This is a genomic window from Arthrobacter sp. ISL-65, assembly GCF_018613795.1.
Classification (GTDB): Bacteria; Actinomycetota; Actinomycetes; order Actinomycetales; family Micrococcaceae; genus Arthrobacter.
This window is the reverse complement of record NZ_JAGGPN010000004.1, coordinates 109,886-134,730: the sequence shown is the minus strand read 5'-3', so window position 1 is coordinate 134,730 and position 24,845 is coordinate 109,886. Positions and strand designations below refer to the sequence as shown.

At 67.0% G+C, this 24,845-nt stretch carries 22 protein-coding genes and 1 pseudogene; 13 read left to right on the top strand and 10 right to left on the bottom strand.

The genetic code is table 11. The features are described from left to right. The first annotated feature begins 258 nt into the window (after positions 1-258). The 7 genes and pseudogenes from J7I85_RS01455 to J7I85_RS01425 form a co-directional block, all read left to right on the top strand. Complete coding sequence (locus J7I85_RS01455; protein ID WP_214845689.1) at positions 259-1,755, top strand: amino acid permease; 1,497 nt, start codon at positions 259-261, stop codon at positions 1,753-1,755. A gap of 259 nt (positions 1,756-2,014) precedes the next feature. Then, the gene (locus tag J7I85_RS01450; protein ID WP_214845687.1) at positions 2,015-2,362 is read left to right on the top strand and encodes a molybdopterin oxidoreductase; all 348 of its coding nucleotides are present in this window, start codon (positions 2,015-2,017) and stop codon (positions 2,360-2,362) included. Then, a complete protein-coding gene (gene nirB, locus J7I85_RS01445; protein ID WP_214845685.1) occupies positions 2,362-4,875 on the top strand; it encodes a nitrite reductase large subunit NirB in 2,514 nt (837 codons plus the stop codon). Before J7I85_RS01450 ends, nirB begins: the two co-directional genes overlap by 1 nt. Continuing rightward, positions 4,872-5,201, top strand: coding sequence for a Rieske 2Fe-2S domain-containing protein (locus J7I85_RS01440; protein ID WP_214845682.1), 330 nt, complete (start codon positions 4,872-4,874; stop codon positions 5,199-5,201). Before nirB ends, J7I85_RS01440 begins: the two co-directional genes overlap by 4 nt. A 57-nt stretch (positions 5,202-5,258) precedes the next feature. After that, entirely contained in the window at positions 5,259-5,660 is a 402-nt protein-coding gene (locus tag J7I85_RS01435) for a DUF1801 domain-containing protein (protein ID WP_214845680.1), read from the top strand. Beyond that, complete coding sequence (locus tag J7I85_RS01430) at positions 5,657-6,409, top strand: cyclopropane-fatty-acyl-phospholipid synthase family protein (protein ID WP_251023779.1); 753 nt, start codon at positions 5,657-5,659, stop codon at positions 6,407-6,409. Before J7I85_RS01435 ends, J7I85_RS01430 begins: the two co-directional genes overlap by 4 nt. A gap of 27 nt (positions 6,410-6,436) precedes the next feature. Beyond that, positions 6,437-6,916, top strand: a pseudogene (locus J7I85_RS01425) (dihydrofolate reductase family protein); the annotation flags it as partial. A gap of 203 nt (positions 6,917-7,119) precedes the next feature. Here J7I85_RS01425 and J7I85_RS01420 read toward each other — a convergent pair. After that, complete coding sequence (locus tag J7I85_RS01420) at positions 7,120-8,517, bottom strand: MFS transporter (protein ID WP_214845676.1); 1,398 nt, start codon at positions 8,515-8,517, stop codon at positions 7,120-7,122. A 2-nt stretch (positions 8,518-8,519) separates the two neighbouring features. Next, positions 8,520-9,593, bottom strand: coding sequence for an Lrp/AsnC family transcriptional regulator (locus tag J7I85_RS01415; protein ID WP_214845674.1), 1,074 nt, complete (start codon positions 9,591-9,593; stop codon positions 8,520-8,522). A 100-nt stretch (positions 9,594-9,693) separates the two neighbouring features. Here J7I85_RS01415 and J7I85_RS01410 point away from each other — a divergent pair, with 100 nt between their 5' ends. After that, positions 9,694-10,953, top strand: coding sequence for a M20 family metallopeptidase (locus J7I85_RS01410; RefSeq protein ID WP_214845672.1), 1,260 nt, complete (start codon positions 9,694-9,696; stop codon positions 10,951-10,953). A 24-nt stretch (positions 10,954-10,977) separates the two neighbouring features. Further along, complete coding sequence (locus J7I85_RS01405; RefSeq protein ID WP_214845670.1) at positions 10,978-12,267, top strand: MFS transporter; 1,290 nt, start codon at positions 10,978-10,980, stop codon at positions 12,265-12,267. Positions 12,268-12,341: 74 nt separating this feature from the next. On the opposite strand, the gene J7I85_RS01400 is transcribed toward J7I85_RS01405, so the two are convergent. Continuing rightward, on the bottom strand, positions 12,342-13,640 hold the full coding sequence (locus J7I85_RS01400) for an MFS transporter (RefSeq protein WP_214845668.1): 1,299 nt from the start codon (positions 13,638-13,640) through the stop codon (positions 12,342-12,344). Positions 13,641-14,268: 628 nt separating this feature from the next. On the opposite strand from J7I85_RS01400, the gene trmB reads away from it, so the two are divergent. After that, the gene (trmB, locus tag J7I85_RS01395; RefSeq protein ID WP_214845666.1) at positions 14,269-15,201 is read left to right on the top strand and encodes a tRNA (guanosine(46)-N7)-methyltransferase TrmB; all 933 of its coding nucleotides are present in this window, start codon (positions 14,269-14,271) and stop codon (positions 15,199-15,201) included. Between the two features lie 104 nt (positions 15,202-15,305). Further along, a complete protein-coding gene (locus tag J7I85_RS01390; protein WP_214845663.1) occupies positions 15,306-16,112 on the top strand; it encodes a DUF1206 domain-containing protein in 807 nt (268 codons plus the stop codon). Positions 16,113-16,143: 31 nt separating this feature from the next. Here J7I85_RS01390 and J7I85_RS01385 read toward each other — a convergent pair whose 3' ends face one another. Both J7I85_RS01385 and J7I85_RS01380 read right to left on the bottom strand, forming a co-directional pair. Continuing rightward, the gene (locus J7I85_RS01385; RefSeq protein WP_214845661.1) at positions 16,144-16,827 is read right to left on the bottom strand and encodes a zf-HC2 domain-containing protein; all 684 of its coding nucleotides are present in this window, start codon (positions 16,825-16,827) and stop codon (positions 16,144-16,146) included. Then, on the bottom strand, positions 16,824-17,324 hold the full coding sequence (locus J7I85_RS01380; RefSeq protein WP_214845659.1) for a sigma-70 family RNA polymerase sigma factor: 501 nt from the start codon (positions 17,322-17,324) through the stop codon (positions 16,824-16,826). The genes J7I85_RS01385 and J7I85_RS01380 overlap by 4 nt, the downstream gene beginning before the upstream one ends. Positions 17,325-17,515: 191 nt before the next feature. Here J7I85_RS01380 and J7I85_RS01375 point away from each other — a divergent pair, with 191 nt between their 5' ends. Continuing rightward, positions 17,516-18,037, top strand: a complete 522-nt coding sequence (locus J7I85_RS01375; RefSeq protein ID WP_214845651.1) for a hypothetical protein — start codon at positions 17,516-17,518, stop codon at positions 18,035-18,037. After that, a complete protein-coding gene (locus tag J7I85_RS01370; protein ID WP_251023777.1) occupies positions 17,998-18,621 on the top strand; it encodes a hypothetical protein in 624 nt (207 codons plus the stop codon). The genes J7I85_RS01375 and J7I85_RS01370 overlap by 40 nt, the downstream gene beginning before the upstream one ends. 67 nt (positions 18,622-18,688) lie before the next feature. Here the strand turns inward: J7I85_RS01370 and J7I85_RS01365 are convergent, their stop codons facing one another. The 5 genes from J7I85_RS01365 to J7I85_RS01345 form a co-directional block, all read right to left on the bottom strand. Continuing rightward, positions 18,689-20,227: a glycoside hydrolase family 32 protein gene (locus J7I85_RS01365; protein ID WP_214845649.1), complete on the bottom strand. Its 1,539-nt coding sequence runs from the start codon at positions 20,225-20,227 to the stop codon at positions 18,689-18,691. Positions 20,228-20,259: 32 nt separating this feature from the next. Then, positions 20,260-21,138: a carbohydrate ABC transporter permease gene (locus J7I85_RS01360; RefSeq protein ID WP_214845647.1), complete on the bottom strand. Its 879-nt coding sequence runs from the start codon at positions 21,136-21,138 to the stop codon at positions 20,260-20,262. Next, positions 21,139-22,098 (bottom strand): carbohydrate ABC transporter permease, encoded by a 960-nt coding sequence (locus J7I85_RS01355; RefSeq protein WP_214845646.1) that lies wholly within the window; start codon positions 22,096-22,098, stop codon positions 21,139-21,141. It lies immediately after the preceding gene. Between the two features lie 84 nt (positions 22,099-22,182). Further along, positions 22,183-23,478 (bottom strand): extracellular solute-binding protein, encoded by a 1,296-nt coding sequence (locus tag J7I85_RS01350; protein ID WP_214845639.1) that lies wholly within the window; start codon positions 23,476-23,478, stop codon positions 22,183-22,185. A gap of 131 nt (positions 23,479-23,609) precedes the next feature. Continuing rightward, entirely contained in the window at positions 23,610-24,632 is a 1,023-nt protein-coding gene (locus J7I85_RS01345) for a LacI family DNA-binding transcriptional regulator (protein ID WP_214845636.1), read from the bottom strand. Positions 24,633-24,845: the final 213 nt, after the last annotated feature.

The following is a 24,845-nucleotide window of genomic DNA, read 5'->3' as shown; positions in this document are numbered from 1 at the left end:
ATTTTCTGCTGGCCGGGCTGATTACCGGCTGGACTGCGGGAATGCGCTTTTCCGGCAGTCCACTCCGCCCGGCGCACGGACGACCCGCCCGCCCGCTACCGGGCGGCGCGGGCAGCGGGCGCACCCTTTGCCGCGTTCCGCCGCTCATAGTCTTAACACCATCCCAACTGTTAGTTCCGTCACATCTGCGGCGGACCGACGCGGCCGGCACGGCAACTTCCTGTTCGTGCCGGCACCTGTGACAAGGAAGAAGACTTGATGTCTGAACGCACCACCAGCATTTCCGTTCAACCGTCCACAGAGCGTGCTGAATCCGGCCAAAGCAGGGAACCGCACCTCGCCCGCGGACTTGGCAACCGCCACATCCAGCTCCTGGCCATCGGCGGCGCCATCGGCACCGGCCTGTTCATGGGCTCCGGCAAGACCATCTCCCTCGCCGGCCCGTCCGTCATCCTCGTGTACATGATCATCGGCTTCATGCTGTTCTTCGTCATGCGGGCCATGGGCGAGATCCTGCTCTCCAACCTGAACTACAAGTCCTTCAGCGACTTCGCCGGCGACATCCTTGGCCCCTGGGCAGGCTTCTTCACCGGCTGGTCCTACTGGTTCTTCTGGGTAGTGACGGGCGTGGCAGATATCGTGGCAATCGCCGGTTACGTGGACAAGCTGGCCCCGGGCACTCCCCTCTGGATCCCGGCACTGATCACTCCCGTGGTCCTCATCCTGCTGAACCTTCCCACGGTCAAGGCCTTCGGCGAGGCGGAGTTCTGGTTCGCGATCATCAAGGTGGTGGCCATCCTCGCCCTGATCGCCACCGGTGTGGTCATGATCGCCACCAACTTCACCTCGCCGAACGGCGCGGTGGCCAACCTGGCGAACATGTGGAACGACGGCGGCATGTTCCCGCACGGCCTGTTCGGCTTCATCCTCGGCTTCCAGATCGCCATCTTCGCCTTCGCCGGCATCGAACTCGTGGGCACCGCTGCCGCCGAAACCAAGGACCCGGAAAAGAACCTCCCCCGGGCCATCAACTCGATCCCGATCCGTGTCCTGCTCTTCTACGTGGGCGCCCTTGTGGTCATCATGGCCGTCAACCCGTGGCGGAGCATCGACGCCGCCAGCAGCCCGTTCATCGGCATGTTCACCCTCGCCGGCCTGGGCATCGCCGCCGTTGTGATCAACCTCGTGGTTCTCACCTCGGCCGCCTCCAGTGCCAACTCCGGCATATACTCCACCTCGCGCATGGTCTACGGCCTCGCGCAGGACGGCAACGCCCCGAAGGCCTTCGGCAAGCTCAGCGTCCGCAAAGTCCCGCAGAATGCACTCCTGTTCTCCTGCATCTTCCTGCTGGCCGGCCTGGTCCTGCTGTACGCGGGTGACTCCGTGATCGGAGCCTTCACCATCGTCACCTCCGTGGCCTCTGTGCTGACCATGTTCGTCTGGTCGATGATCCTCATCAGCTACATCGCGTTCCGCCGCCGCCGGCCGGAACTCCACGAGGCGTCCGCCTTCAAGATGCCGGGTTCGGCCTTTATGCCCTACGTGGTCCTGGCCTTCTTCGTGTTCATGCTCGTGGCCCTGGCCCAGGCCGAGGACACCCGCCTCGCGCTGGTGGTTGCCCCGGTGTGGTTCCTGCTGCTGGGCGCTGCCTGGTACTTCAACCGCCAGACTCCGCTGCAGCAGGCCCGGATCGAGGAATGGAAGGCCGAGGGCGCCAGCGTCCCCGCCCCTGCGGCCAGCTCCGGCACGGCCTAGATCCTTCATGCGGCTTGGCCCCGCGGGCTGATCCCGCATCCAGAAAACCGCGCTGCGGCCACCCCGGTGGTCCGCGGCGCGGTTTTTCTTTTCTTTGCCCTGTTCTTCTTTGGCCAGGTCCGGCTCCGGTAAGCGGTGAGGAAGGTGTTAAGCGGAAATTACACAGGGCGCCTGGCGCTGTAACACGTGCGGCGAAGGATGGACCTATGCCGGGCTGATGGCAGCGGCCGCAGCGTCCCTCCGCCGAAAGGATCCGACCGTGATCTTGAAGAACATCTTCCTTCAGGGCATCTTCCCGTTCGACGGTGCAGGGCTCGAAAAAGCCGTGCCCATCCACAGCCAGCTCTCCCATTTCGTCCCGGACGGCGTGATCAACCAGACGCTGTACTTCCGAGGCGGCAACTCCTCCGCCGAACTGATCACGGTGGTGCTGATGCGGGACGGCGTGCCCATGCGGTACTTCCCGATTGCTGCCAGGGGGGACGTCCACGTCCCGCTGCGCGTCGTGGAGGACATCGACGGCGGCTCGCTGATCGAGCTGAGACTGCTGGCGGACACGGGGGTCAGCGGCTCCGTCGTCATCGACATGGGCATGGTGGAACACTGATGACTGCCCTCGCCAGCCGCTCCGCGCGGAGCACGCCGGGTGATACCCGCCGCCGTCTTGTAGTGATCGGCAACGGGATGGCCGGCGCCCGGGCCGTCGAGGAAATCCTGGCCCGCGGAGGCGCCGTCCAGCACAGAATCACCATGTTCGGCGACGAGCCCTATGGCAATTACAACCGGATCATGCTCAGCCATGTCCTCTCCGGCGAGGAAGACACCGGAAACATCTTCCTCAATTCACTGGCCTGGTATCGGGAAAACGACATCACGCTGCACAGCGGCGTCCGGGTGGAGAGGATCGACCGTTTCGCCAAGCTGGTGTTCTCCGATGACGGCCGGGCCACTCCGTACGATGTGCTGATCATCGCCACCGGCAGCCGCTCGCACCTGCCACCGATGGACGGCATGTACACGCCGGGCGGGCGGCTGCTGCCCGGGATCTTCGCCTTCCGTACCATCGACGACACCACGGGCATGGTGTCATACGCCCAACAGGACCACCACCACCGTGCCGTGGTGATCGGTGGCGGGCTACTGGGGCTGGAGGCCGCGCGCGGCCTGCAAAGCCACGGCATCGACGTCGAGGTGGTCCACTCCGGCGGGCATCTGATGAACGCACAGATGGGCCCCGACGGCGGTGCGGTCCTGCGCCGCAGCGTGGAGGCGCTCGGCATAAGGGTCCGCACGGGCAGCCGGACCACCGCCATCCTCGGCGGCGGCAAGGTGCGCGGCGTCCAATTGCGGAACGAGCCGGACATCGAATGCGACATGGTGGTGGTGGCGGCCGGAATCCGCCCCAATGTGGAGGTGGCCGTGACCAGCGGCCTGCCGGTGGAGCGGGCCATCGTGGTGGACGACCATATGCGCGTCCCGGACGAGGACGAGATCTACGCCGTCGGTGAGTGCGTCCAGCACCGCGGCGAAGTGTACGGCCTGGTGGCGCCGCTGTGGGAGCAAGCCGCTGTGCTGGCCGACCACGTCACCGGAGCCAACCCGAAGGCCGTCTACCTGGGATCCCGCACCGCCACGAAACTCAAGGTGGCCGGCGTCGACGTCGCATCCATGGGGCTGCAGGCTCCGGAACGGGACACCGACGAGCACGTGGTGTTTTCCGAGCCGAGCAGGGGAGTGTTCAAGTCCATCGTGATCCGCGACAGCAAGATTGTGGGCGCAACGCTGCTCGGGGACAGCCGTAAAGTGGCCTATCTGACGCAGGCGTTCGATCGCGGGCTGCCGCTGCCGGAGGAGCGGGTCTCACTGCTGTTCGATCTCGGCGGACCGGGCGAGGAAGCCGGCGTGGCCGAGCTCGACGGCGATGCCCAGGTCTGCAACTGCAACGGCGTCAGCAAGCAGGCGATCGCGGACACCGTTAAGGGCGGCTGCACCACTCTGTCCGGCGTCATGGACGCCACCCGGGCCGGCAAGGGCTGCGGCTCCTGCAAGCTGCTGGTCCGGCAGGTGGTGGAATGGGCCGCCGACGGCGCCGTGGAGGAGGATCCGGCGGCGGCCTACTACGTTCCCGGCGTGCCGCTGGAGAAGGCTGCGCTGATGACGGCGATCCGGGAGCAGGGCCTGAGGTCCGTGTCTGCCGTGTTCGCGGCGCTGGCTCCGGACGGCGCCGAGGACGCCAAATCGAAGATGGGGCTGGCATCACTGCTGAAGATGATGTGGGCCGGTGAGTACATCGACGAGCGCGATGCGCGGTTCGTCAACGACCGTGTCCACGCCAACATCCAGCGCGACGGCACCTTCTCCGTGGTGCCGCAGATGAAGGGCGGGGTGACCTCCCCGGAGCAGCTCCGCCGGATCGCCGACGTCGCGGACAAATACAACATCCCCATGGTGAAGCTGACGGGCGGCCAGCGGATCGACCTGCTCGGTGTTCCCAAGGAGGACCTGCCGAAAGTCTGGGCAGACCTGGACATGCCGTCCGGCTACGCGTACGGCAAGAGCTTCCGGACCGTCAAGACCTGCGTGGGGCAGGATTTCTGCCGCTTCGGCACGGGTGACTCAACGAAGCTGGGCATCGAGATCGAGTCGCGGTTCCAGGGCATCGAGTCACCGGCGAAACTGAAGCTCGCTGTGTCCGGCTGCCCGCGGAACTGCGCCGAATCGCTGGTCAAGGATGTGGGGGTGGTGGCGGTCGACGGCGGACGCTGGGAAATCTACGTCGGCGGTGCCGCGGGTGCCCACATCCGGCAGGGGGACCTGCTGGCAACCGTGGACGATCCCGAGACCGTGAAGCTGCTGGCCGGACGGTTCATGCAGTACTACCGGGAACGCGCCAACTGGCTCGAACGCACGTATTCCTTCGTGCCGCGGGTAGGGATCGAGCACCTCCGCGCGGTCATCGTGGACGACGCCGAAGGGATAGCCGCCCGGCTCGACGAGGCAATGCAGCGGTCCGTCGACAGCTACGCCGACCCCTGGGCCGAGCGCAACGATCCCCTCACCCCGGGCCAGTTCCGTACCTCGCTCCCGCTCGAGGTCCTCCCCAAGGTGCCGGTCCGATGAGCGCCGGACTATCCGGCGGAGGGCTGCACGTCCTCGGCCCCGTGGACCAGATCCCGGTGGGTGAGGGGCGCGCGTACGGCGTGGCCGGCGAACAGATCGCGGTGTTCCGTCTCCGGGACGGTTCCCTCCGCGCGGTGTCCGCCGTCTGCCCGCACAAGGGCGGCCCCATCGCCGACGGCACCATCGACCGGGCCGTGGTGATGTGCCCGCTGCACCAGCACGCGTTTGAGCTGGAGACAGGCTGCTCCACCACCGGGGCCGGCTCGCTGCGCAGCTATGCGGTGTTCGCTGACGGCGAGCAGAACATCGTCCTCCATCTCCTTTGACGGGCAATGGGGGCCGCGCCCTAGTTGCGTGGCGCGTTCTGTGGCAGGGTATCCCCCATGGACTACGCTGCCGAACCGCGCGTTGACGCCTATATCTCGGCGCTCCCCGCATGGCAGCAGGCCGTGTGCCGGGAGGTCCGCGAGCTTGTCCACGCCGCCGATCCGGAGGTGGCGGAAACCATCAAACGCACCCGCCAGCCCTACTTTGAACTCCAGGGCAACGTCTGTGCCCTCCTGGCCGCCAAGGACCACGTCAACGTCTTCCTCTACGACGGCGGGCTTACGCCGGACCCGGAGCACCTCATCACGGGCGGGCATGAAAACAAGACCGGCCGCACCGTGGCCTTCTACGCAGGCGAGGCCATCAACGGCCCGGCCCTGACCGAGATGTTCAGGTCCATCATCGCCAACAACCGGGCCGGCGGATGGCGCCGAATCAAGAACGGACAGAAACCATGACCGCCGGTCACCCTGCCCCCGAAGGGCACGTCGGCCCTGAAGACCCCGATGCCGCAGCGCACCATTGGGATGAAATGTACCGGAGCCGGCCACGAGTGTGGAGCGGCCGGCCCAACCCGCAACTGGTGGCCGAGGCAACCGGGCTGGAGCCCGGCACTGCCCTGGACCTGGGCTGCGGCGAGGGTGCCGACGCCCTGTGGCTCGCCGAGCAGGGCTGGACGGTGACAGCGGTGGACGTCTCCGCCGTCGCGCTGGAAAGGGCCGAACAGCACGCCGCGGATTCAGCCGTCGGGAAACGCATCACGTGGCTGCAGCGCGACCTTGGGGCGTGGGCGCCCGAGGAGCAGTTCGATCTTGTGTCCGCGCAGTTCCTGCACTCCACCGAGGCTCCGTGGCAGCGGCCGCACCGGGTAGCCGCAGATGCGGTGCGCCCGGGCGGGACGCTGCTGGTCGTCGGCCACCATCCCGACGGCCTGCCGCCCTGGCGGAGCATTTCGAATGAGGACAGCCAAGGCCAGGGCAGCAACGCTGAGGAGCACAGCCACTCTCACGGGGGCGGCGGCCACGCGGGTTCGGAAATGTTCTTCACGGCGGAGCAGGCCGCGGCCGAGCTCGGCATCGCGCCGCCCGGTTGGCGCGTGGATGTTGCGGCCAGCCGGGAGCGGGAGGCCACGGGCCCGGACGGCCAATCGGCCGTCCTCGCCGACGCCGTTCTGCGCGCCACCCGCCTGCAGCCGCCACCCGCCTAGTCCCCGCCCATCGAGAGGAGCGCACGGATGGCCAGGTTGGTCGCCGAGATGACAATGTCCCTGGACGGTTTTATCGCCCTCCCCGACGACTCCGTCAACGGCCTGTTCGACTGGTACGGCAACGGCCCGGTGGAGGTTCCCACGGCCAGGCCGGACATGACCTGGCACGTGACTGAAGCCAGCGCCATGCACCTGCGGCGCACCATGTCCACAGCCGGCGCCATGCTGGTGGGCCGCCGGATCTTCGACCTGACGGACGGCTGGGGCGGCCGGCATCCCATCGACTGCCCCATCGTTGTGCTCAGCCATTCGGTCCCGGACGGCTGGCCACGCGACGGCGTCCCATACACCTTTGTCACCACGGGGTTTGCGGATGCAGTCAAGACCGCCACCGCGCTGGCCGGGGACAAGGACGTGTCCGTGGCCGGACCGGACATCATCCGGCAGTCGATCGACGCCGGGCTCGTGGAGGAGATCAGGGTGAACCTGGCGCCGTGGATCCTCGGCAGCGGCATCAGGTTTTTCGACAACCTCGCGGCGGCCCCGGTAAAGCTGGAGCAGACCGCGGCGATCCAGGGCGATGCCGTGACCCACCTGTACTACAAGGTCCTCCCCGCATCTGACCCTTCATTGGAGTTTTTGTACACGTATCGCGACTTCAAGGCGGTTCAAGTCGCGATATCTGTACAAAAACTCCGGCTGGTTGCGCCTCAGTGGGCGACGCGGGGCGCTATGGCGACCGCGGCGGCGGCGATCACCGCGGTCAGCACGAAGACGCCGGCGAAGGAGGCCGCCGTCGTCGTAAACGCCGTGAACACGATTCCCGTGGCGGCGAGCGCGAGGGCACCACCCAAGGAATCGGAAATAGACATAGCGGAGCTGTTGAAGCCTTCCGTGTCCGGCGTGGAAAGTGCCAGCGTCATCACGCTCAGCCTTGGATACGCGAGCCCCATGCCGCCGCCGGCAAGGACCCAGCCGGCAATCGCGACGGCGGGCGGCCAGCCGAGCGCCGTCGTCACCAGCGCCAGGGCAATCGCCAGCAGCACCATCACCGAGCCGATCCGCACGGCGGCCGGGCTGCCCAGCCGCCCGCCCAGACGGCTCTGGACGCCTGACGCCGCGGCCCAGGCGAGGGCCCCGCCGGTCAGGGTGAGGCCGGCGAACGTTGGCGAGAAGGCGTAGCGCTCCACAAGCAGGTACGGCAGGTACACCTCGGCACCGAAGAATCCGGCCGCAACCAGTCCGCGGATCAGGATCACGCTGGGCAGGCCCCGGCGGGCGGTCAGGGTTCCGCGCGGCACCAGCGGCCTGACGGCCAGCAGTGCAATCACGACGGCGGCCCCCGCCACGAGCGGTCCGGCCACCGGAAGCCCGGAGGACAGGTTCAGGCCCAGCACCGCAAGCGCTGCCAGGGCCGCCCAGGCCAGCCGCCCCAGCGCCCAGGGCACCGGCCCGCCCGCCGCATCTGCACCGTTCCCGTTCGCGTTGCCGTTCCCGTTCGCGTTGCCGGACCGGACGCCGCGCAGCGCGGGAAGGAGCATCGCCAGGGCGGGGAGTACCAGCACGACGACTCCGAGGAACACCCAGTGCCAGCTCGCCAGCTGGGCCACAAGCCCGGCGGCGAACGGCCCTACGAGGGACGGGATGACCCACGCGGCGGAGAAGGCGGCGAAGATCTTGGGGTGCAGGACGGCCGGATAGACCCTGGCCACCACGACGTACAGGGCCACTGTCATGGCGCCGCCGCCCAGCCCCTGCACCAGCCGGCCTGCGACCACCGCCCACATGGTGCCGGCCGTGCCCGCGACGAGCAGGCCCAGTGCGAAGACCGCCACGGAGGCGAGCAGCGGGCCGACGGGCCCGCGCCTGTCGGACCAGTTCCCGGCGCCCACCATGCCGATCACGCCGGTGGCCAGCGGGCCCGCGAAGGCGAGCGCGTACAGGCCGGCCCCGCCCAGCTCCCGGCTCACCACGGGCATGACGGTGGTGACGGCGAGGGACTCGAACGCGGCGAGAAACACCAGGGCGCAGGCCCCCACCGTCACCAGCACGTAGGGCCGCTGCAGGATCCCCGCGCCGGGAGGGGCGGATACGGCAGAGTCGCGCATGGTCAGCCCACCAGCTCGGGGGCGCCGGTGGTCACTGCGACGACGTCGCCGCTGGCCGTCGAATCAGGGTTGAGCATCCAGCCCACACGCTTGACCGTCCTCAGCATGACCACGCTCTCCACCAGCTCGATGCCCGGGATGCGCTGCTGAAGGGCCAGCTCAGCGGTCATGACATCAGCGAGCGACTGCAGCCACATGATGATGACGAAGTTGGTGCGCCCGGTGGTGGAGGCGCTCAGCCGCACGTTCCGGAAGCTGCGGAGCTCCTCGGCCGCCGCTTCATGCTGGCCGGGCGGGACGTTGGCGAACCAGTGGCAGGTGACCGGGAAGCCCGAATACCGCTGTGCAATCTCGCAGCGGAAGGAGAGGACGCCGCTGGCAAGCACCCTGTTCAGCTGGCGCTGCACGGTGGCCGGATGCCGGCCCAGCGCCCTGGCGATTTCCGCCGCCGTCGCCCGGCCGTCCGTCGACAGGAACGGCAGGATCGCCAGGTGGCTGGCGGGCAGCGGCTCCCCCACCGCCGCCGAGGGTGCCGACGCTGCGGCCTCGGGACCGGCGAGTGCCCGGAGCGCCTGGAGCTGGCTGCGGTTAAGGACGTTGATGCGCCAGGCGTAGGCCCCGGTGTGCAGCCGGGTGGCCAGTGAGGTCTTGTATTTGACCAGCCCCTCGATGGCGTGCAGCTTCGACGCCACAGCGGTGAAGTGCTGCAGGGAGCCGGTGATGACCGTCAGCATCAGGTCCCGGTTGCTCGCTGCCTCCTCCACGGTGACGATCTCGGGCACCGCCGCCAGAGCCTTGGTGACCTCCGCCCGGCGGTGGAGTTCGCATTCGACGTCAACGAAGGCGAGGCACATCTTCTGGGGGTCCCCCATCGGATGAGCCGTGACCCAGGCGGCACCGGCGGCGGTGAGGCGCTCCCACCGCGCGGCCAGGGTGGTGGCGTGCACGCCCAGGACCTCCGCGGCCTCCGCCCAGCTCAGCCGCGGTGCGATCTGCAGGGCGTTGATCAGCGCGAGGTCCTCCTCCGTGACGTCCAGCGGTCTTCCCTTCTGTAGGGCAGTGCACGAATCCTGCATATTGGCCCGGGCTTTTGCATCTTTCCAGCACTTCGGCCGAATGTGAAGCAGGCCACTCCAGAATAGACCCACAGCACCGGACCACCAACGAGGAGAACACGTGCCGATTGCCGCAGACGCCCGCCACATGCAGGAAGACCTTGCCCGGTTCCGCCACAGCCTGCACCGGGAACCCGAAATCGGACTGCAGCTGCCGCGGACGCAGGAAAAGGTACTGAAGGCACTGGAGGGCCTGCCGTACGAAATCACCCTCGGCAAGGAGACGACGTCGGTCACCGCAGTTCTGCGCGGCGGGGCCGTCCGTGCTGACGGATCGTCAGGTACCGCGCCCGCCGTGCTGCTCCGGGCGGACATGGACGGGCTGCCCGTGCAGGAGAAGACCGGCGTCGGATACAGCTCCACCATCGACGGCGCGATGCACGCCTGCGGCCACGACCTCCACACCTCGATGCTCACCGGCGCGGCCACCCTCCTCGCCGAGCGGCGGCACCGGCTGGCGGGCGACGTCGTCCTGATGTTCCAGCCCGGCGAGGAAGGCTTCGACGGCGCGAGCTACATGATCCGCGAAGGTGTCCTGGACGCGCCCGGCCGGCGGGTGGACGCGGCCTACGGCATGCACGTTTTCTCTTCCCTCGAGCCGCACGGAACGTTCTGCACCAAGCCCGGCGTGATGCTCAGCGCCTCCGACGGCCTGGTGGTCACCGTGCTCGGCGCGGGCGGTCACGGCTCCGCCCCGCATTCAGCCAAGGATCCGGTGACGGCCGCAGCCGAGATGGTGACGGCGCTGCAGGTGATGGTCACGCGCCAGTTCAACATGTTCGATCCCGTGGTCCTCTCCGTCGGCGTCCTCCACGCGGGCACCAAGCGCAACGTCATCCCGGAAACGGCCCGCATCGAGGCCACTATCCGGACGTTCTCCGAGGAGAACCGGCAGCGGATGATGGATGCCGTCCCACGGTTGCTCAAGGGCATCGCAGCGGCACACGGCCTCGACGTCGACGTGGACCACCAGCAGGAATACCCCCTCACCATCACCGACCAGGACGAGACACACACCGCTGAAAAGGTCATCACCGAACTGTTCGGCGACTCGCGGCTCTCGCGGTGGGCCACGCCGCTCAGCGGCTCCGAGGATTTCTCCCGGGTCCTGGCCGAGGTGCCCGGCACGTTTGTCGGGCTGAGCGCCGTGCCGCAGGATGCGGACCACGCCACCTCACCGTTCAACCACTCGCCGTACGCAACGTTCGACGACGGCGTGCTGGCTGACGGGGCCGCGCTCTACGCGGAACTCGCCATCACCCGCCTGGATGCTCTGGCCGCCGCCGGCGCCCGGGTCCCCGCTTCCATTCCGGCTCTCTAGCCCGCCCATTTCAGGGAGACAACCATGACCGCCATCATCAACGCCCAGCGCAAGGCCCGGATCACGACCCGCAAGACCATCATCGGCACCGGCATCGGAAACGCCGTCGAATGGTACGACTGGGCCATCTACGCCACTTTCACCCCCTTCATCGCCAGCCAGCTGTTCAGCAAGTCCGACCCCGCTTCAGCAGTGCTGTCCACGCTGGCGATCTTCGCCGTCGGGTTCGTTGCCCGTCCGTTCGGCGGTTTCCTGTTCGGCTGGATCGGTGACCGGGTGGGCCGCAAGGCGTCCATGACGCTCGCCGTCGGCCTGGCGTCGCTGGGCAGCCTCATGATCGGCATCGCCCCCACGTTCGCCAGCGTCGGCGCCTTCGCGTCGCTGATGCTGCTGGTGGCCCGGCTGGTCCAGGGCCTGGCCCACGGCGGCGAGCTGCCGTCGTCGCAGACCTATCTTTCTGAAATGGCACCCAGGGAACACCGCGGCTTCTGGGCCACGCTGATCTACACCTCCGGCACGGTGGGGATCCTGTTTGGCACGCTGCTGGGCGCCGTCCTTAACATGGCACTGACCACGGAGGTCATGAACGCCTGGGGCTGGCGCATCCCGTTCCTGATCGGGGCCGCGATGGGTCTGTACGCACTGATCATGCGGTCGAAGCTCCATGAGACGGACGTGTTCGAAGGCGAAACCACAAAGGAGAAGCGCGCCCCGCTCTGGCCGCAGATTGTCCGGTACCGCAAGCAGGCGCTGCAGGTGATCGGCCTGACCGTGGGCCTCACGGTGATCTACTACATCTGGGGCGTGGTGGCCCCCAGCTATGCCACCACGGCGCTGAAGATCGACCGCGGCGAGGCACTCTGGGCCGGCGTCGTCGGCAACATCGTGTTCATTGCCGCCCTGCCGTTCTGGGGCAAGCTGTCGGACCGGATCGGCCGCAAGAAGGTGCTGTGGGCCGGCGCGATCGGTTCGGCCGTGATGCACTTCCCGATGACGTGGCTGCTGAAGGATTCCGCCTGGCAGCTGGCCGTGAGCATGTCCGTGATGCTCATCTTCATCGCCGCGAGCGCCGCCATCGTTCCGGCCGTATACGCCGAGCTGTTCCCCACGAGCATCCGCACCGTGGGCGTGGGCGTGCCGTACTCCATCTGCGTTGCAGTGTTCGGCGGGACGGCGCCCTACCTGCAGCAGTGGCTGGGCACCACCATCCACATGCCGGACCTGTTCAACGTCTACGCGGTGGTACTGCTGGCCATCAGTGTGGCGTTCATCTTCACCATCCCCGAGACCAAGGGCAAAGACCTGACTCACTAACCCACCCAACCAGGTAGCAGCAGAGGGCGTTCTGAGCGATCAGAACGCCCTCTGCTGCTACCTACATGGGGCCGCTAGCCGCCGACGAACCTGTCCCGCCCGGCCCGGTAGCCGAACACCGCGGCCAGCGTACCCACGGCCAGGAACAGGAGCCCCGCCGCAGCAAAGGATCCGGTGCCCTGGTGCAGCTGACCCACCAGCAGCGTGCCGGTGGAGCCGAGCCCGTAGCCCACCCCCTGCATCATGCCGGAGAGGTGGGCTGCAGTGTGCCCGTCGCGGGTCCGGAGCATGATCATCGTCAGGGCAACGGCGGTGAGGCTCCCCTGGCCCAGCCCCAGCAAGCCCGTCCACACCCAGATCAGCTCAAGCGGGCCGAAGATGCTGAGGGCAAAACCGCCGCCAGTCATGAGCGCCACCACGGTGTTGATAACCCGCTGGTCGCGAAACCGGGCGGCGAGTGCCGGAGCGAACAGCGAGCCGAGCATCTGCAGCACGATGGACACGGACACAATCAGCCCGGCCGTTCCGCCGTCCACGCCGCGCTCGCGCAGGATCGGCGCGAGCCAGGCGAAGACGCTGAATGACATCATCGCCTGCAGCACCATGAAGATCGTGACCTGCCAGGCCACGGCCGAGCGCCACACGTTCACGCCGTCCCGCACCGCTTTGTGCTGCCCGTGCCGCTGCCGCACGGCCACCGGCAGGAGGAGCAGAAGTACGACGGCGGCCGGTACCGCCCAGAACCACAGCGCCGACGTCCACTGGCCGGTAGCGCTGAAAACGGGGTAGGTGAAGCCGGCACCCAGGGCGGCGGAGGCGCAGATGGCCGTGGTGTATAGCCCGCCCATCAGGCCGAGCCGGTGTGGAAAGTCCCGCTTCACCAGCCCGGGAAGCAGGACGTTGCACAGTGCAATCGCGGCACCGCACGCGGCCGTCCCGGCGAACAGCGCCGGCAGGTGCCCGGCGCCCGGGATCTCGGCCGGCCGCAGGAGCAGACCGGCCGTCAGGACGGCCATGGCGCCCAGCAGCACCCGTTCGGCGCCGAACCGGCGGGCCAGGACCGGAGCCAGCGGCGCGAAGACGCCGAGCAGGGTGACCGGCACCGTGGTCAGCACCACCACCGCCCAGCCGGGCAGGACGGCGTCGGACGTCACCTCGGGGAGAACAGCCGAAAAACTGGAGAACACTGTCCTCAGGTTCAGCCCGATCAGCACCAGGCACAGGCCCAGGTACGCCAAGGCCCGGAGGCCGGTCACACGAGTGGGTTCGGCGGCCGGAACGTCGTCGGCTTCTGCATCCACGAGTGTGTCCGTGTTAACGGCTGGGCGCTGCGGCCGGCTGCTGTGTCTGCGTGAATTCTGGGCATCGATCACCCGCCCATTCTTGCAGTTGCGCTGTGTGGGCCTGTGCGATCGAGCCATCCCCGGACGGCGCCTCCCCACGTGTGGTTATCCACATACCGGCCCAGGACGGATCTCCTGTATCCGGGGGGGCAATAGTCTGGGCGGTAAGTGCGGATCTAATCCGCCAGCGGTCCGAGTCCGCGAGGAGAACCATGAGCTTTCAAGAAACACCGGAGTCCGGAGGTCAGCTGCCGGGGCGCCGTCTTGGCCACCGGCCGCCTGACGATTCGGGCATGGGTGTGGCCAGCCTCGTGTGTGGTGCGCTGGTCGTGCCCAGCATGATGGTGACGATGTTTCCTGCTTCGCTCGTTTCGTGGTTCACGCGACCGGACAGGGGACGAAGCGGCAGGGAATGGGTCGCAAGCACTGTTTTCTTTACGGCGCCAGTGATCCTTACATTGCTCTCCCTGATTTTTGGGCTCGTCGCCCTGGGACGAGCCCCTCGGCGTTCCACGGGATTCAGAACCGGCGCTGTCGGCCTCGTACTCGCGGGCTTGGAGGCCGTCTGCATACTCTTGCCTTCGATCCCGCGCGGATACTAGCGAACCGGCAGCCCACGTGAAAGCCACGTCCCATCGGCTCCACTATTCTGGAAGGGATGAGCGAATCTCCCGAATCCCCGCAGCCGCCGGCAAATCCGAACCAGCCCCGGCCGGTCACGCCGGGAAGCCAGGCATCCTATGGAACCTACGGTGGACGGCCGGTCAGCTTCGTTCGCCGCGGAACCCGGCTGCAGGGGCGCCGCCAGACGGCCTGGGAGGAGCACTCCGGCCGCTGGGCCATCGACGTGCCGCGCCATATTGCCAACACCTCGGTCCACCCCGACTACACGTTTGATGCCGAAGCCGAATTCGGGCGCAAGGCACCGCTGATCGTGGAGATCGGCTCAGGCCTGGGCGATGCCGTCTGCCATGCCGCGGAGGAAAACCCGGACACGGACTTCCTCGCCGTGGAGGTCTATACCCCCGGCCTGGCCAACACCATGATCAAGATCAACAGCCGTGGCTTGACCAACGTGCGGGTCGTGGAGGCGAACGCTCCCGAGGTCCTGGCCACCATGCTCCCGGCCGGCTCGGTCAGTGAGCTGTGGGTCTTCTTTCCCGACCCCTGGCACAAGTCCCGGCACCACAAGCGCCGCCTGATCCAGCCCGAATTCGCCGAGCTCGCCGCGAAGGCGCTGAAGCCGGGCGGCCTTTGGCGCATCGCCACAGACTGGTCCAACTACGCCGTGCACGTCCGCGACGTCCTCGCCGGGTCGGAGGCGTTCGAAAACCTTCACCACGGCGAGCGCAGCGGTCCCGAGAGTCCCCTGACCCACGTGTGGCAGACCGGCGTGGAGTCGCTGGTGGGCGGCGCGCCGGTCAAGGAGGGACGGGCGCCCGTGAGTACGGAACATACGGGGCCTAACGAGGGCATCGACGAAAGAGGCGGCTGGGCGCCCCGGTTCGAGGGCCGCATACGCACCAGCTTCGAGAGCAAGGCGCACGAAGCCGGCCGGATGATTTTCGACCTCTGCTACCGGCGGGTTTAACCCCGTCCGGGCATCTGTTCCCCGGCGCCACGCCGTGGCACGATAAGCGTGTGGCGGAGTGCCACAGCAGCTGCCGGCGCGGAGGAACGATCATCAAACGAGAAATGAGAAGCGCAGCCGGCAGGGCCGAGGACGTCACGAACTCGAAGCCCCTCGAAATGCTGGCACGCGGCGGATTCGCCGTTAGCGGCGTGCTCCACATTTTGGTGGGGCTCATTGCCTTCGGGCTCGCCCGGGGCCGTGGCGGCCGCGCGGATGTGAGCGGCGCCGTCGCCGAACTTGCCAGCCAGCCGGCCGGGCCGGTGCTTCTGTGGTGCAGCTTTGCCGGATGTGTGGCGCTGGCCCTGTGGCAGGCCGGTGATGCGATTTTCGATTTTGAGCGGTTGCCCACTAAGCACAAGGCCGGCAAGAAACTGCAGGCCGCAGCACAGGCTGTCGTGTATGCCGGGCTGGCATTCACGCTGGCCACCTTCGCGCGCGGCGCCGGCAAGGACAACCGGGAATCAACCAGCGACCTCACGGTCAACCTCATAAAGGCGCCGGGCGGTGTCCTGCTCCTGGTGCTGATCGGTGCGGGGGTGACCGTCGTTGGGATCATCTACGCGGTCCGCGGGTTCAAGAAGTCGTTTGAAAAGCACATCAATCTGCCGTCTTCGCCGGACGGGCGCAAAGCCATCACCGCCCTTGGGATGGTGGGCTATGTGGCCAAGGGCGTTGCCCTGTTTGTGACGGGCCTGCTGGTGGTCATCGCCACGGTCACCGTCCATCCCGAGCAGTCGACAGGTCTCGACGGCGGGCTCCGCGCTCTGCGGGAACAGCCCTACGGTGTGTACGTGCTGGCCGCGGTGGGCGCCGGACTGATCTGCTACGGGGTCTTCACGGTGGTGCGGGCGCGGCTCGCCAGGATGTGAGTCGTCGGGATGGCAGAGGCGTCGGTACGGTTCAGGTGCCCGGCACGGCAATGACGGCAATGGTCTGCTGCCGGTCGTTCCGCACTTCAACGCTGGCAATGCTCGTGTACTGCAGCGGCGTCGCGCTGGTGACCCGGACCCTTCCGCTCGGTGTCGCCATCCACGCGCAGGCCCGGTCCGCAACCCCGGCGCGGTCCTTCACCCACAGTGAAAGCCGGCCGTTCTTGGGCAGGCTCCGCGCGTCGACGGCCAGTTCGGTACCCCAGGTTTTCTTGACCATTCCCACCGTGACCTGCATGCCGGTATCGGCCTTGACCGAGTAGCTGGCATCGGGCTTGTCTGCGGGATCAAAGAACGGCGCCGCCGAAAATCCCAGGGCGAGGCAGGCCGCGGCCACCACACCCACAAGGGCCGTCAGCCGCCGTCGGGAATTACGACGGCGGGCCGCCAGTTGGTCCAGTATCGGCTGGGGGACCGGGGACGGGGCAGGTAAGCCGGCATCGGAGCCGGGACGGCTTGCCGCCGGGACGGCGAGCGCCACGGCGTCCGGGACCGGCACGGCTTCCAGCAGTCCAGGCAGGGATTCCAGGTCCGACAGTTCACTGCGGCAGGTGGCGCACTGCTTGAGGTGGTCCTCGAAACGCAGCCTCTCTGCGTCGTCGAGCCCTCCCAGCAGGTATGCCCCCAGCAGCTCATGGACTTCCTTGCCGTTCACCGTTCCACACCCATTTCATCAAGAATCGTCCGCAGGGCCTTCACCGCGTAGAAAGCCCTGGATTTCACCGTTCCGCTCGGAATGTTCAACTGGACCGCGGCCTCGCCCACCGTGAACCGCCGGTAGTGGAGTGCCACCAGGACATCACGGTGCTCCGCGCTCAGCCGGAGCAGCGCCTCCTCCATCAGTACCTTGTTCAGCAGGTCGTCAACCCGCCCCGTCGCTTCCTCCGGATCCGCGAAGTCCCGGTCCTCGGCTTCCACCGGCCGGCGCTGGGCTTTCCGGTAGTTGTCGATCATGATGTTGCGGGCAGTCCGGAAAAGGTAACTGCGCATGCTGCCCGTAACCGTGGGCGCCTGCTGCCAGACGCGAAGCACTGTTTCCTGGACTATGTCGTCGGCGAGGTGCGGGTCGCGGGAGGCACTGAGCACAAACCGGCGCAGCGCCGTCCCGTGCTCGCGGTAGATCGCTGCAACCAAATCCTCATCCAGCGGCACGTTCGGCCTCCCTGCAATGACCTGTGAAGCCGTTCCGAGCGGGCCGGCCTTCCTGGCAAATACGACGTCGGCAGCCGGCGATAAGTTCAATTCCTGCCAGCGTCAGATCCTTTGAACCATTCTTCACCTTTGTGCGTCATTCCAGATAGCGCCGGTCTCTCAGTCTGCCGGCCCGAGCCAAGGAGCAGCACATGAAGAAGCAACTGAGCGTTGGCCTCGCAGTTATGGCCCTTGCCGCCTCACTGACGGCCTGTGGCGGCGGATCCGGCACAACAACCACCACCTCGGCGGCCGCCCCGGCCAGCGAGCCGCCAGCGGCCACCGCCAGCGCGTCGGCCACGGCATCCGCCAGCGACAGCGCCACGGTGGACCTCAAGACGGCGTCCTCGAGCAAGGGTGACATCGTGGTGGACGGCAAGGGCATGAGCGTCTACTACTTCACGAAGGACGTCAAGGACTCCGGCAAGAGCAACTGCACAGGCGACTGCCTCGTGAAGTGGCCTCCGGTGTTTGCTGCCACGGACACCCCCACGGTCGAGGGTGTGACGGGCACGGTCGGCACCATTGATACGCCGGACGGCAAGAAGCAGGTGACGGTCAATGGCATGCCCGTCTACCTGTGGGAGAAGGACAAGGCCCCCGGTGACATCACCGGCCAGGGCGTGGGCAACGTTTGGTACCTCGTGGCACCCGACGGGACGATGATGAAGTAAACCTGCAGGTTTGGGGCCGGCGCCTCTCCGGAGGTGCCGGCACTACCATCGGAGCATGGCGGATCCACACAATTGAAATCAGCGGCAAGAACCTGGAAGTCCATGGTGGACAGCAACAGGCACTGCTGCTGCGGAGGTCAGGACACGACGTCCATTGGTGGGCGGAGCGGGGACGCTCCGCCGGGGTGAAGAGCGACGCCGAGCTGCGCGAATGGATGCGAACCGAGCACGGAATCACCGGCTACGCCCAATACGCCGTGTCCTGGGAGATGTTCGGCTATCCCGAGTTTATGCTGCGGGACGCCGACGAACTCCTTGATGGCCAGTACAGTGACCATCCGAACCTGCGGCCCATTGCCAACACCCTCCTGGCGTGGGCCGCAGCCCATCCGGGCGTAGAAATCCAGATGCGCAAAGGCTACGTCTCGCTGCACAGCAGCCGCCGGAAGTTCGCGCAGGTGACCCGGGCGAACCGCACAGCAGTGGATGTAATTCTCCGCCTTGAGGCGCCAATGGGGGAGCGCCTCAAGGCGGTCAAGCTGACGCCGCTCCAGGCCGACGTTTTACCAAAAATGGCCGCCTGAACCCCTCGGCGAGCGGCCACATTTGGCGAAACGACGCTGACAGGCAGGCCCTCGGGTTTCGACAGGCTCAGCCCGTGACGCTGAGGCTTACCAGGGTGGCGCCGTCGCCTTCCGCCAGCAGTCCGACGGCGGTGCTGGACTCCGCGGGGAAGATCTGGTCCGTAAGGGTCACCAGGCCGTCCTGGGCGAAGACCTCCACAGAGCAGCGGTCCAGGAAGATCGTCAGCCGCAGCTTGCCGCTGCCGTCCAAAGAGACCGGAACGCGCTCCACGGACGGGAAGTCGGCATGGAACCCGACGTGCCCGGAGGCCGTCCGGTCCAGGCTGAGCTCGCCGGACAGGGACTCCCCGGAAACTGAGGAGTAGGCCAGCACTGTGCGCTCCTGCACGCCGTCCGCCTCGCCGGCACGCAGCACCAGCCCGACCTTGCCTGCGGAACCTGGCCGGAACTCGGCGTCGATCCGCAGCACATCCCCGGATGCCTCCACGGGCAGCCACCGCACCCCGTCCGCAAGCGGCGCCGGACCCGCGGCGAACAGCTCCGTCCCGGAAGCCGCGAACGGATCCACCGCAGCCTGAACCAGCGCAGGACGCCCGGCGCGGGTCTCCAGCCGGACCTCGCGGACCAGCGACATGGCGCTGCGCCAGCCCTGCGACGGGGTGCTGGCGGCGTACTGCCAGTTGTTCATCCAGCCGATCATGAGGCGCCGGCCGCCGGGAGCGTTGCTGAACGAGACGGCGGCGTAGTAGTCCCGCCCCCAGTCGAGCCATCCGTAGTCGGGCATCCGGCTGTCGTCGGTTTGCATGCCCTCGGTGACGGTGGTTTCGGAACGGAACGTCACGCCGTCGAACGTTCCCAGGAAGTACTGGCCCGCCGAACCGCCGGCGATCCCGCCCGGGCTCAGGTTCACCACGAGGACCCACCGGGTGTTCCCGGGATCGCCGTCCACGGGCAGTTCGAACAGGTCCGGGCATTCCCAGACCCCGTCCGTCGCGTTGGCAGGACCGAAGGTGCTCAGATGCTCCCACGACTTGAGGTCGTCGGACTTGTAGAGCACCACCTCATGCCGGACGGCCTCGACGGCGGCCATCACCCAGTAGCTGCCGGCGTCGCCGTCGTACCAGAAGACCTTAGGGTCGCGGAAGTCAGCGGACGCCCGGTCAAGCACCGGGTTCCCCGCGTACTTGGTCCAGGTTGCGCCGTCGTCAGTGCTGTACGCGAGCGACTGCGCCTGCCGGCCAGCAAGCGGCGACGCCGGGGAGTAGGCACTGGTGTAGACCGCCACCAGCGGCGCCACTCCCCCAACGCCGAAACCGCTTGTGTTCAGCGGGTCCACCACGGCTGAACCGGAGAAGATGGCCTCGTGTTCATCACACGGGATGGCCACGGGCTGCTCGTCCCAGTTCAGCAGGTCCGCCGAGGTGGCGTGGCCCCAGGACATGTTGCCCCACACGTCGCCGAGCGGGTTGTGCTGGTAGAAGAGGTGGTAGACCCCGTTGGAGTACACCAGCCCGTTGGGGTCGTTAAGCCAGTTGCGCTCGGCGGCGTAGTGCCATTTGGGCCGGTAACGGCAGTCGAGCGCAGGCGTTGCATTCAGGGAAGTCATGGTTCGCTTTCGAACTAGGAAGAGGGGCTGGATCAGCCTTTGACACCGCTGGAGGCGATGCTGTTGATGAAGGAGCGCTGGAACGCGATGAAGAGGACCACCACGGGAACCGTGATCAGCGAGGCGTAGGCCATGACCTCACCCCAGGAGACATTCAGCTGGAAGAAGTACTGGATGCCGATCATCACCGGGCGAAGCTCCTCGGACTGGACCACCATGAGCGGCCACAGGTAGGAGTTCCAGGCGGGCAGGAAGGTCAGGATGGCCACGGTGGCTGTGGCGGGACCGGCGAGCGGCATGACCACCTGGCGGTAGATCTTGAACCAACCGGCGCCGTCGATCCGGGCTGCTTCGTCAAGTTCCTTGGGGATGGACTCGAAGTACTGGTGGTACAGGTAGATGGAGAACGCGTTGGCGATGAACGGGATGATCTGCACCTGGTACGTGTCCAGCCAGCCCTTCGAGATCTCCAGGCTGAAGCCGTTGAGTTCGAAGTAGGGCAGCTGGTTCACCCACCACACCAGCGGCAGGGCGAGCGTCTGGAACGGCACGATGAGGGTTGCCAGGATCGCGGTGAACACCACGCGCTTGCCGCGGACCTGCATGCGGGACAGCGCGAAGGCGCACAGGCTGTTGATGAAGATTCCCAGCACCACTGTCACGGCGGAGACACCGACCGAGTTGATCAGGAAGCGGGCGGCCGGAACCCGGTCAAAGACGGCGGTGTAATTGTCCAGCGAGATGTTGCCGATGGGCAGGAACGCCGCCACAGAGGACATGTCACCGAAGATCTGCTGGTCCGGCTTGAGCGAGGACACAAGCATGAACACGATGGGGAAGGCGGCGGCGGCGGCGAACAGGATGCGCACGGCCATGGCGCCGATCGAATTGAGGCGGAGCACGTTTTTCACTCAGTCCTTCTCTCGGGTCAGGTAACGCTGGACCGCGGAGATCAGCAGTACCAGGACGAAGAATACGAGCGAGATGGCGGAAGCGTAGGAGGTCTCCTGCTGCTTGAAACCGGAGCGGACCGCCTCATAGATGATGGTGGTCGTCGAGTCGAGCGGGCCGCCCTGAGTCATGACGCTCACCTGGTCGAAGAGGCCGAGGGCCTGGATGGTGATGGTCACCAGGACCAGGCTGCGGGTGTGCTTCAGGCCCGGCCACGTCACGTACCGGAACTGGTGCCAGCGGCTGGCCCCGTCCAGCTGCGCGGCCTCGTACAGCTCGCCGGAAATGCTCTGCAGCCCGGCGAGCCAGATGATCATGTGGAAGCCTGCGGCCTGCCAGATGGACAGCGCGATGATGGCCGGCATGGCGGTGGCGGGGTCGTTCAGCCAGTCCGCGCCCTGGATGAGGCCGAAGCTGAACGTGGACAGCAGCTCGTTGATCAGGCCGTCCTTGCGGTACATGAAGAGCCAGAGCAGCGACACCACCACCATGGACGTGACCACGGGCAGGAAGTACACGGTGCGGAAGAAGTTCACGCCGCGGAACTTCTTGTTGATCAGCAGGGCCATGGCCAGGGCGAGGCCGGACTGCACCGGCACTACCACCACGGCGAAGTAGCTGACGTTCAGGAGCGCGCGCCAGAACGTGGGGTCGGTGAAGAGCCGGGCAAAGTTGTCCACTCCGACGAACTCCACCGGCCGCGGGGAGATGAGGCGGGCGTTCGTGAAGGCCAGGCCGAAGCCGAGGATCGCCGGCAGGAAGACGAAGGCGAGCAGGAGGACGGCGGCCGGCGCGATCATCCCCCAGCCGCTGAGCTGTTCGCGCAGGCGGCCCGGACGCTTGCGGCGGGCTGCTGTGGTGGGGGTTCCGCCCGTTGCCGGAGCGGCGGAGCGGCGGGAGGGAAGCTGGGTGGTTGTCATGGGAGTCTCCGTTGACAGTCAGTGCCGGCTGGAGGACGACGGCGGCAGGTGCCGCCCGCCGTCGTCCTCCCGTCCGGCGGCTGGCTAGTTTTTGTAGCCGCCGTTGGACTTGATGTTGGCGTCAATCGCCTTGACCGCCTTGTCCAGGACGGTCTTGGGGTCTGCGCCGGCCAGGATGTCCTGGACGGCCTTGCCGTACTCCGTAGCGATGAACGGGTACGCAGGCGTTTCGGGGCGCATGACGGCCTGCTGGCGGGAGAGTTCCATGAACACCCGGTTCTCGCCGCCCTCGGCGAAGGCAGGGATCAGGGCCGCGGCTTCATCGGTGGCCGGAATGGTTCCGGTGGCCGTGGCCACGGCGGCGATGTTTTCCGGCTTCAGCGAGTAGGAGAGGTAGTCCATCGCGGCCTCGGAGTTCTTGCAGCCGCTGGTCACGCCCCACTGCCACGAGGCGCCGCCGATCTTCGGTCCGTTGCCGAGGTCCACGGACGGCATGACCGTCAGGTCCTTGCCGAGCGCCTTGCGCGCCTTGTCCGCGGCCCACGAGCCGGTGTAGACGAGGCCGCTCTTATTGTTCAGGAAGTCCTGGGTGGAGTCCTTGCCGCTCTTCTTGGCCATGAAGCCCTGGTCGGCGAGTCCGCGGAACCACGCGGCCCACTCGACGGCTTTGTCGCCGTTGAGGGCACCGTCGGCCGACTGGAATCCGTCGCGGTTGACGAGGTCTCCGCCGAAGGACTGCAGCAGCGGCGAGTACGCGTAGGGCAGCCATTCACCGGTGCCGGCAGTCCCCATGTCGAGGGGATACTGCCACTTGCCGAGAGCCTTGAGCTTGGTCAGCGCGTCCTGGAATTCCTCCTTGGTCCACGGCTTCTCTACCGTGGCCGCGCGGACGCCGGCTGCCTTGAGGTCCGAGGCGCGGGCCAGCATGGCGAGGGCGACGTCGTAGTAGCCCACCGCGTACGTTTCACCCTCCCACTTGGCGACGGTGCTGGGGAGGTTCTTGGACAGGTCTGTTGAGAGCTTCAGCGGGGTCAGGTACTTGGCCCAGGCCCAGTTGGGCACGTTGGGCCCGTCGATGTCCACGATGCACGGGAGCTTCCCGGCAGCGGCGGCCGAGACCACCGAGTCGTTGTACGAGTCCTGCGGGAATGCCTGCACCTTGATCTGGGCCTTGGCGGCGCCACTCTTGTTGTACTTGTCGACGATGGACTCGATGGCCGCGAGCTCGTCTGGGTTGCCCGCGTTGTGGGTCCACATGGTGATCTCGTTGCCGTCCTGGGATGTGGCGGACGCGCTGCCCTTGCCGCAGGCAGCGAGACCGCCCACGAGTGCAGCCGCGGTTATGCTGGTGGCCAGGATCCGTGTGAATCGCTTGTTCATGAAGGTCCAGTCTTTCTGCTGATTTTGCGCGTGGATGATTGGCCCCGGATCCGGAAGGGGCGCGGCCGCTGCAACGGCTGCGTCCCTTTTTCTGGCGGACACCGGGTGGTGTTGGTTTCTGAAAAATGCCGTCAGGTCCGGGGCGGTCCTACGGATCCCCGCTCGATCAGGGGACAGGCGAGCCGCACCTGTTCCGGCGGCGCCGCCGGGTTCTCAATGTCGTCAAGAACGCGGTTGACCGCCCATCGCCCCATGTCGTAGTGCGGCAGGGCCACCGTGGTCAGTCCCGGCCACAGCGAGTCCGCAATGAGCTCCAGATTGTCGATGCCGACGATCGAAATGTCCTCCGGGACGGTCAGCCCCAAAGCTGCGGCCCCCTGGTACGCGCCCATGGCCACCCGGTCGCTGAAGCAGAACAGGGCCGTTGGCCTGTCCGGCTGGCCGAGGAGAGCCAGTGCCGCCTCGCGGCCACCCGAGGTCTCCGGCGCGGCGATGACGAGGTGCCGCGGATCGTGCTCGATGCCGTGGCGGCGCAGGGCGTTGTGGAAACCTTCCAGCCGGCCGTGCGTTGCGGGAATGTCGTCCACGTTGTTGATCATTCCGATCCGCTTGTGCCCGGCCCTGATGAGGGCTTCGACGGCGGTTTCGGCGGCGTTGACCTCGTCCGGAACGATGGAGGAGACCGTGGGGTCCCCGGTGACGGCGTCCAACAGCACGGTGGGGAACCCGGCGAGCGAAGACGGCAGCTCCACTCCCTGGTGGTACATCCGGGCGTACACCACGCCGTCCACCTGGTGCTGCTGAAGCATGGTGATTTCGCGGTGTTCGAGCTCGCTGTCCAGGCCCGAGTTCACCACCATGACCACGTAGCCCCGCTCGTAGGCCGCGTCCTGCGCTCCGCGGATCATCGCTCCGGCGAAGGGCGTGGTGGTGATCTCGTCACTGACCAGGCCCAGGATCTGGGAGCGCTGGTTGCGCAGCCCGCTGGCGAGCCGGTTGGGGGCGTAGCCGAGGTTCCTGGCCACGTCCCGGACGTGCTGCTGGGTTTCCGCTTTGACCCGGGAGCTGGTGGCGTCATTGAGTGCGTGGGACACAGTGGTCACTGAGACTCCGGCGGCCTTGGCCACTTCGCGTATCCCTACTCGCGTCGTCATCGACTTCCTTTACAAAACGTTTTGGTTCGGTGTGAATGAGAGTACACAAAACGTTTTGCATGTGTCAAGCGTCACTCCCCAACCCGCTCCCTAACCTCGCCAGCTCGGACAGGGAACCGCGCGGGCGTGGCCCCAGGCTCAACCAGTGGGCATGGGTCCGGCCCGGCTCTGCCCTTTCGGGCGGCACCGGGCCGGAGGTCCTGTGTAACTGCT

Excerpts from the sequence above, each read along its gene's own strand:
- J7I85_RS01455 (WP_214845689.1), top strand. The coding sequence starts at position 259 with ATGTCTGAACGCACCACCAGCATTTCCGTTCAACCGTCCACAGAGCGT.
- J7I85_RS01440 (WP_214845682.1), top strand. The coding sequence starts at position 4,872 with ATGAGCGCCGGACTATCCGGCGGAGGGCTGCACGTCCTCGGCCCCGTG.
- J7I85_RS01350 (WP_214845639.1), bottom strand. The coding sequence starts at position 23,478 with ATGAACAAGCGATTCACACGGATCCTGGCCACCAGCATAACCGCGGCT.
- J7I85_RS01435 (WP_214845680.1), top strand. The coding sequence starts at position 5,259 with ATGGACTACGCTGCCGAACCGCGCGTTGACGCCTATATCTCGGCGCTC.
- J7I85_RS01430 (WP_251023779.1), top strand. The coding sequence starts at position 5,657 with ATGACCGCCGGTCACCCTGCCCCCGAAGGGCACGTCGGCCCTGAAGAC.
- J7I85_RS01415 (WP_214845674.1), bottom strand. The coding sequence starts at position 9,593 with ATGCAGGATTCGTGCACTGCCCTACAGAAGGGAAGACCGCTGGACGTC.
- J7I85_RS01375 (WP_214845651.1), top strand. The coding sequence starts at position 17,516 with ATGAAGAAGCAACTGAGCGTTGGCCTCGCAGTTATGGCCCTTGCCGCC.
- J7I85_RS01365 (WP_214845649.1), bottom strand. The coding sequence starts at position 20,227 with ATGACTTCCCTGAATGCAACGCCTGCGCTCGACTGCCGTTACCGGCCC.
- J7I85_RS01345 (WP_214845636.1), bottom strand. The coding sequence starts at position 24,632 with ATGACGACGCGAGTAGGGATACGCGAAGTGGCCAAGGCCGCCGGAGTC.
- J7I85_RS01420 (WP_214845676.1), bottom strand. The coding sequence starts at position 8,517 with ATGCGCGACTCTGCCGTATCCGCCCCTCCCGGCGCGGGGATCCTGCAG.
- J7I85_RS01355 (WP_214845646.1), bottom strand. The coding sequence starts at position 22,098 with ATGACAACCACCCAGCTTCCCTCCCGCCGCTCCGCCGCTCCGGCAACG.
- J7I85_RS01405 (WP_214845670.1), top strand. The coding sequence starts at position 10,978 with ATGACCGCCATCATCAACGCCCAGCGCAAGGCCCGGATCACGACCCGC.
- nirB (WP_214845685.1), top strand. The coding sequence starts at position 2,362 with ATGACTGCCCTCGCCAGCCGCTCCGCGCGGAGCACGCCGGGTGATACC.
- trmB (WP_214845666.1), top strand. The coding sequence starts at position 14,269 with ATGAGCGAATCTCCCGAATCCCCGCAGCCGCCGGCAAATCCGAACCAG.
- J7I85_RS01390 (WP_214845663.1), top strand. The coding sequence starts at position 15,306 with ATGAGAAGCGCAGCCGGCAGGGCCGAGGACGTCACGAACTCGAAGCCC.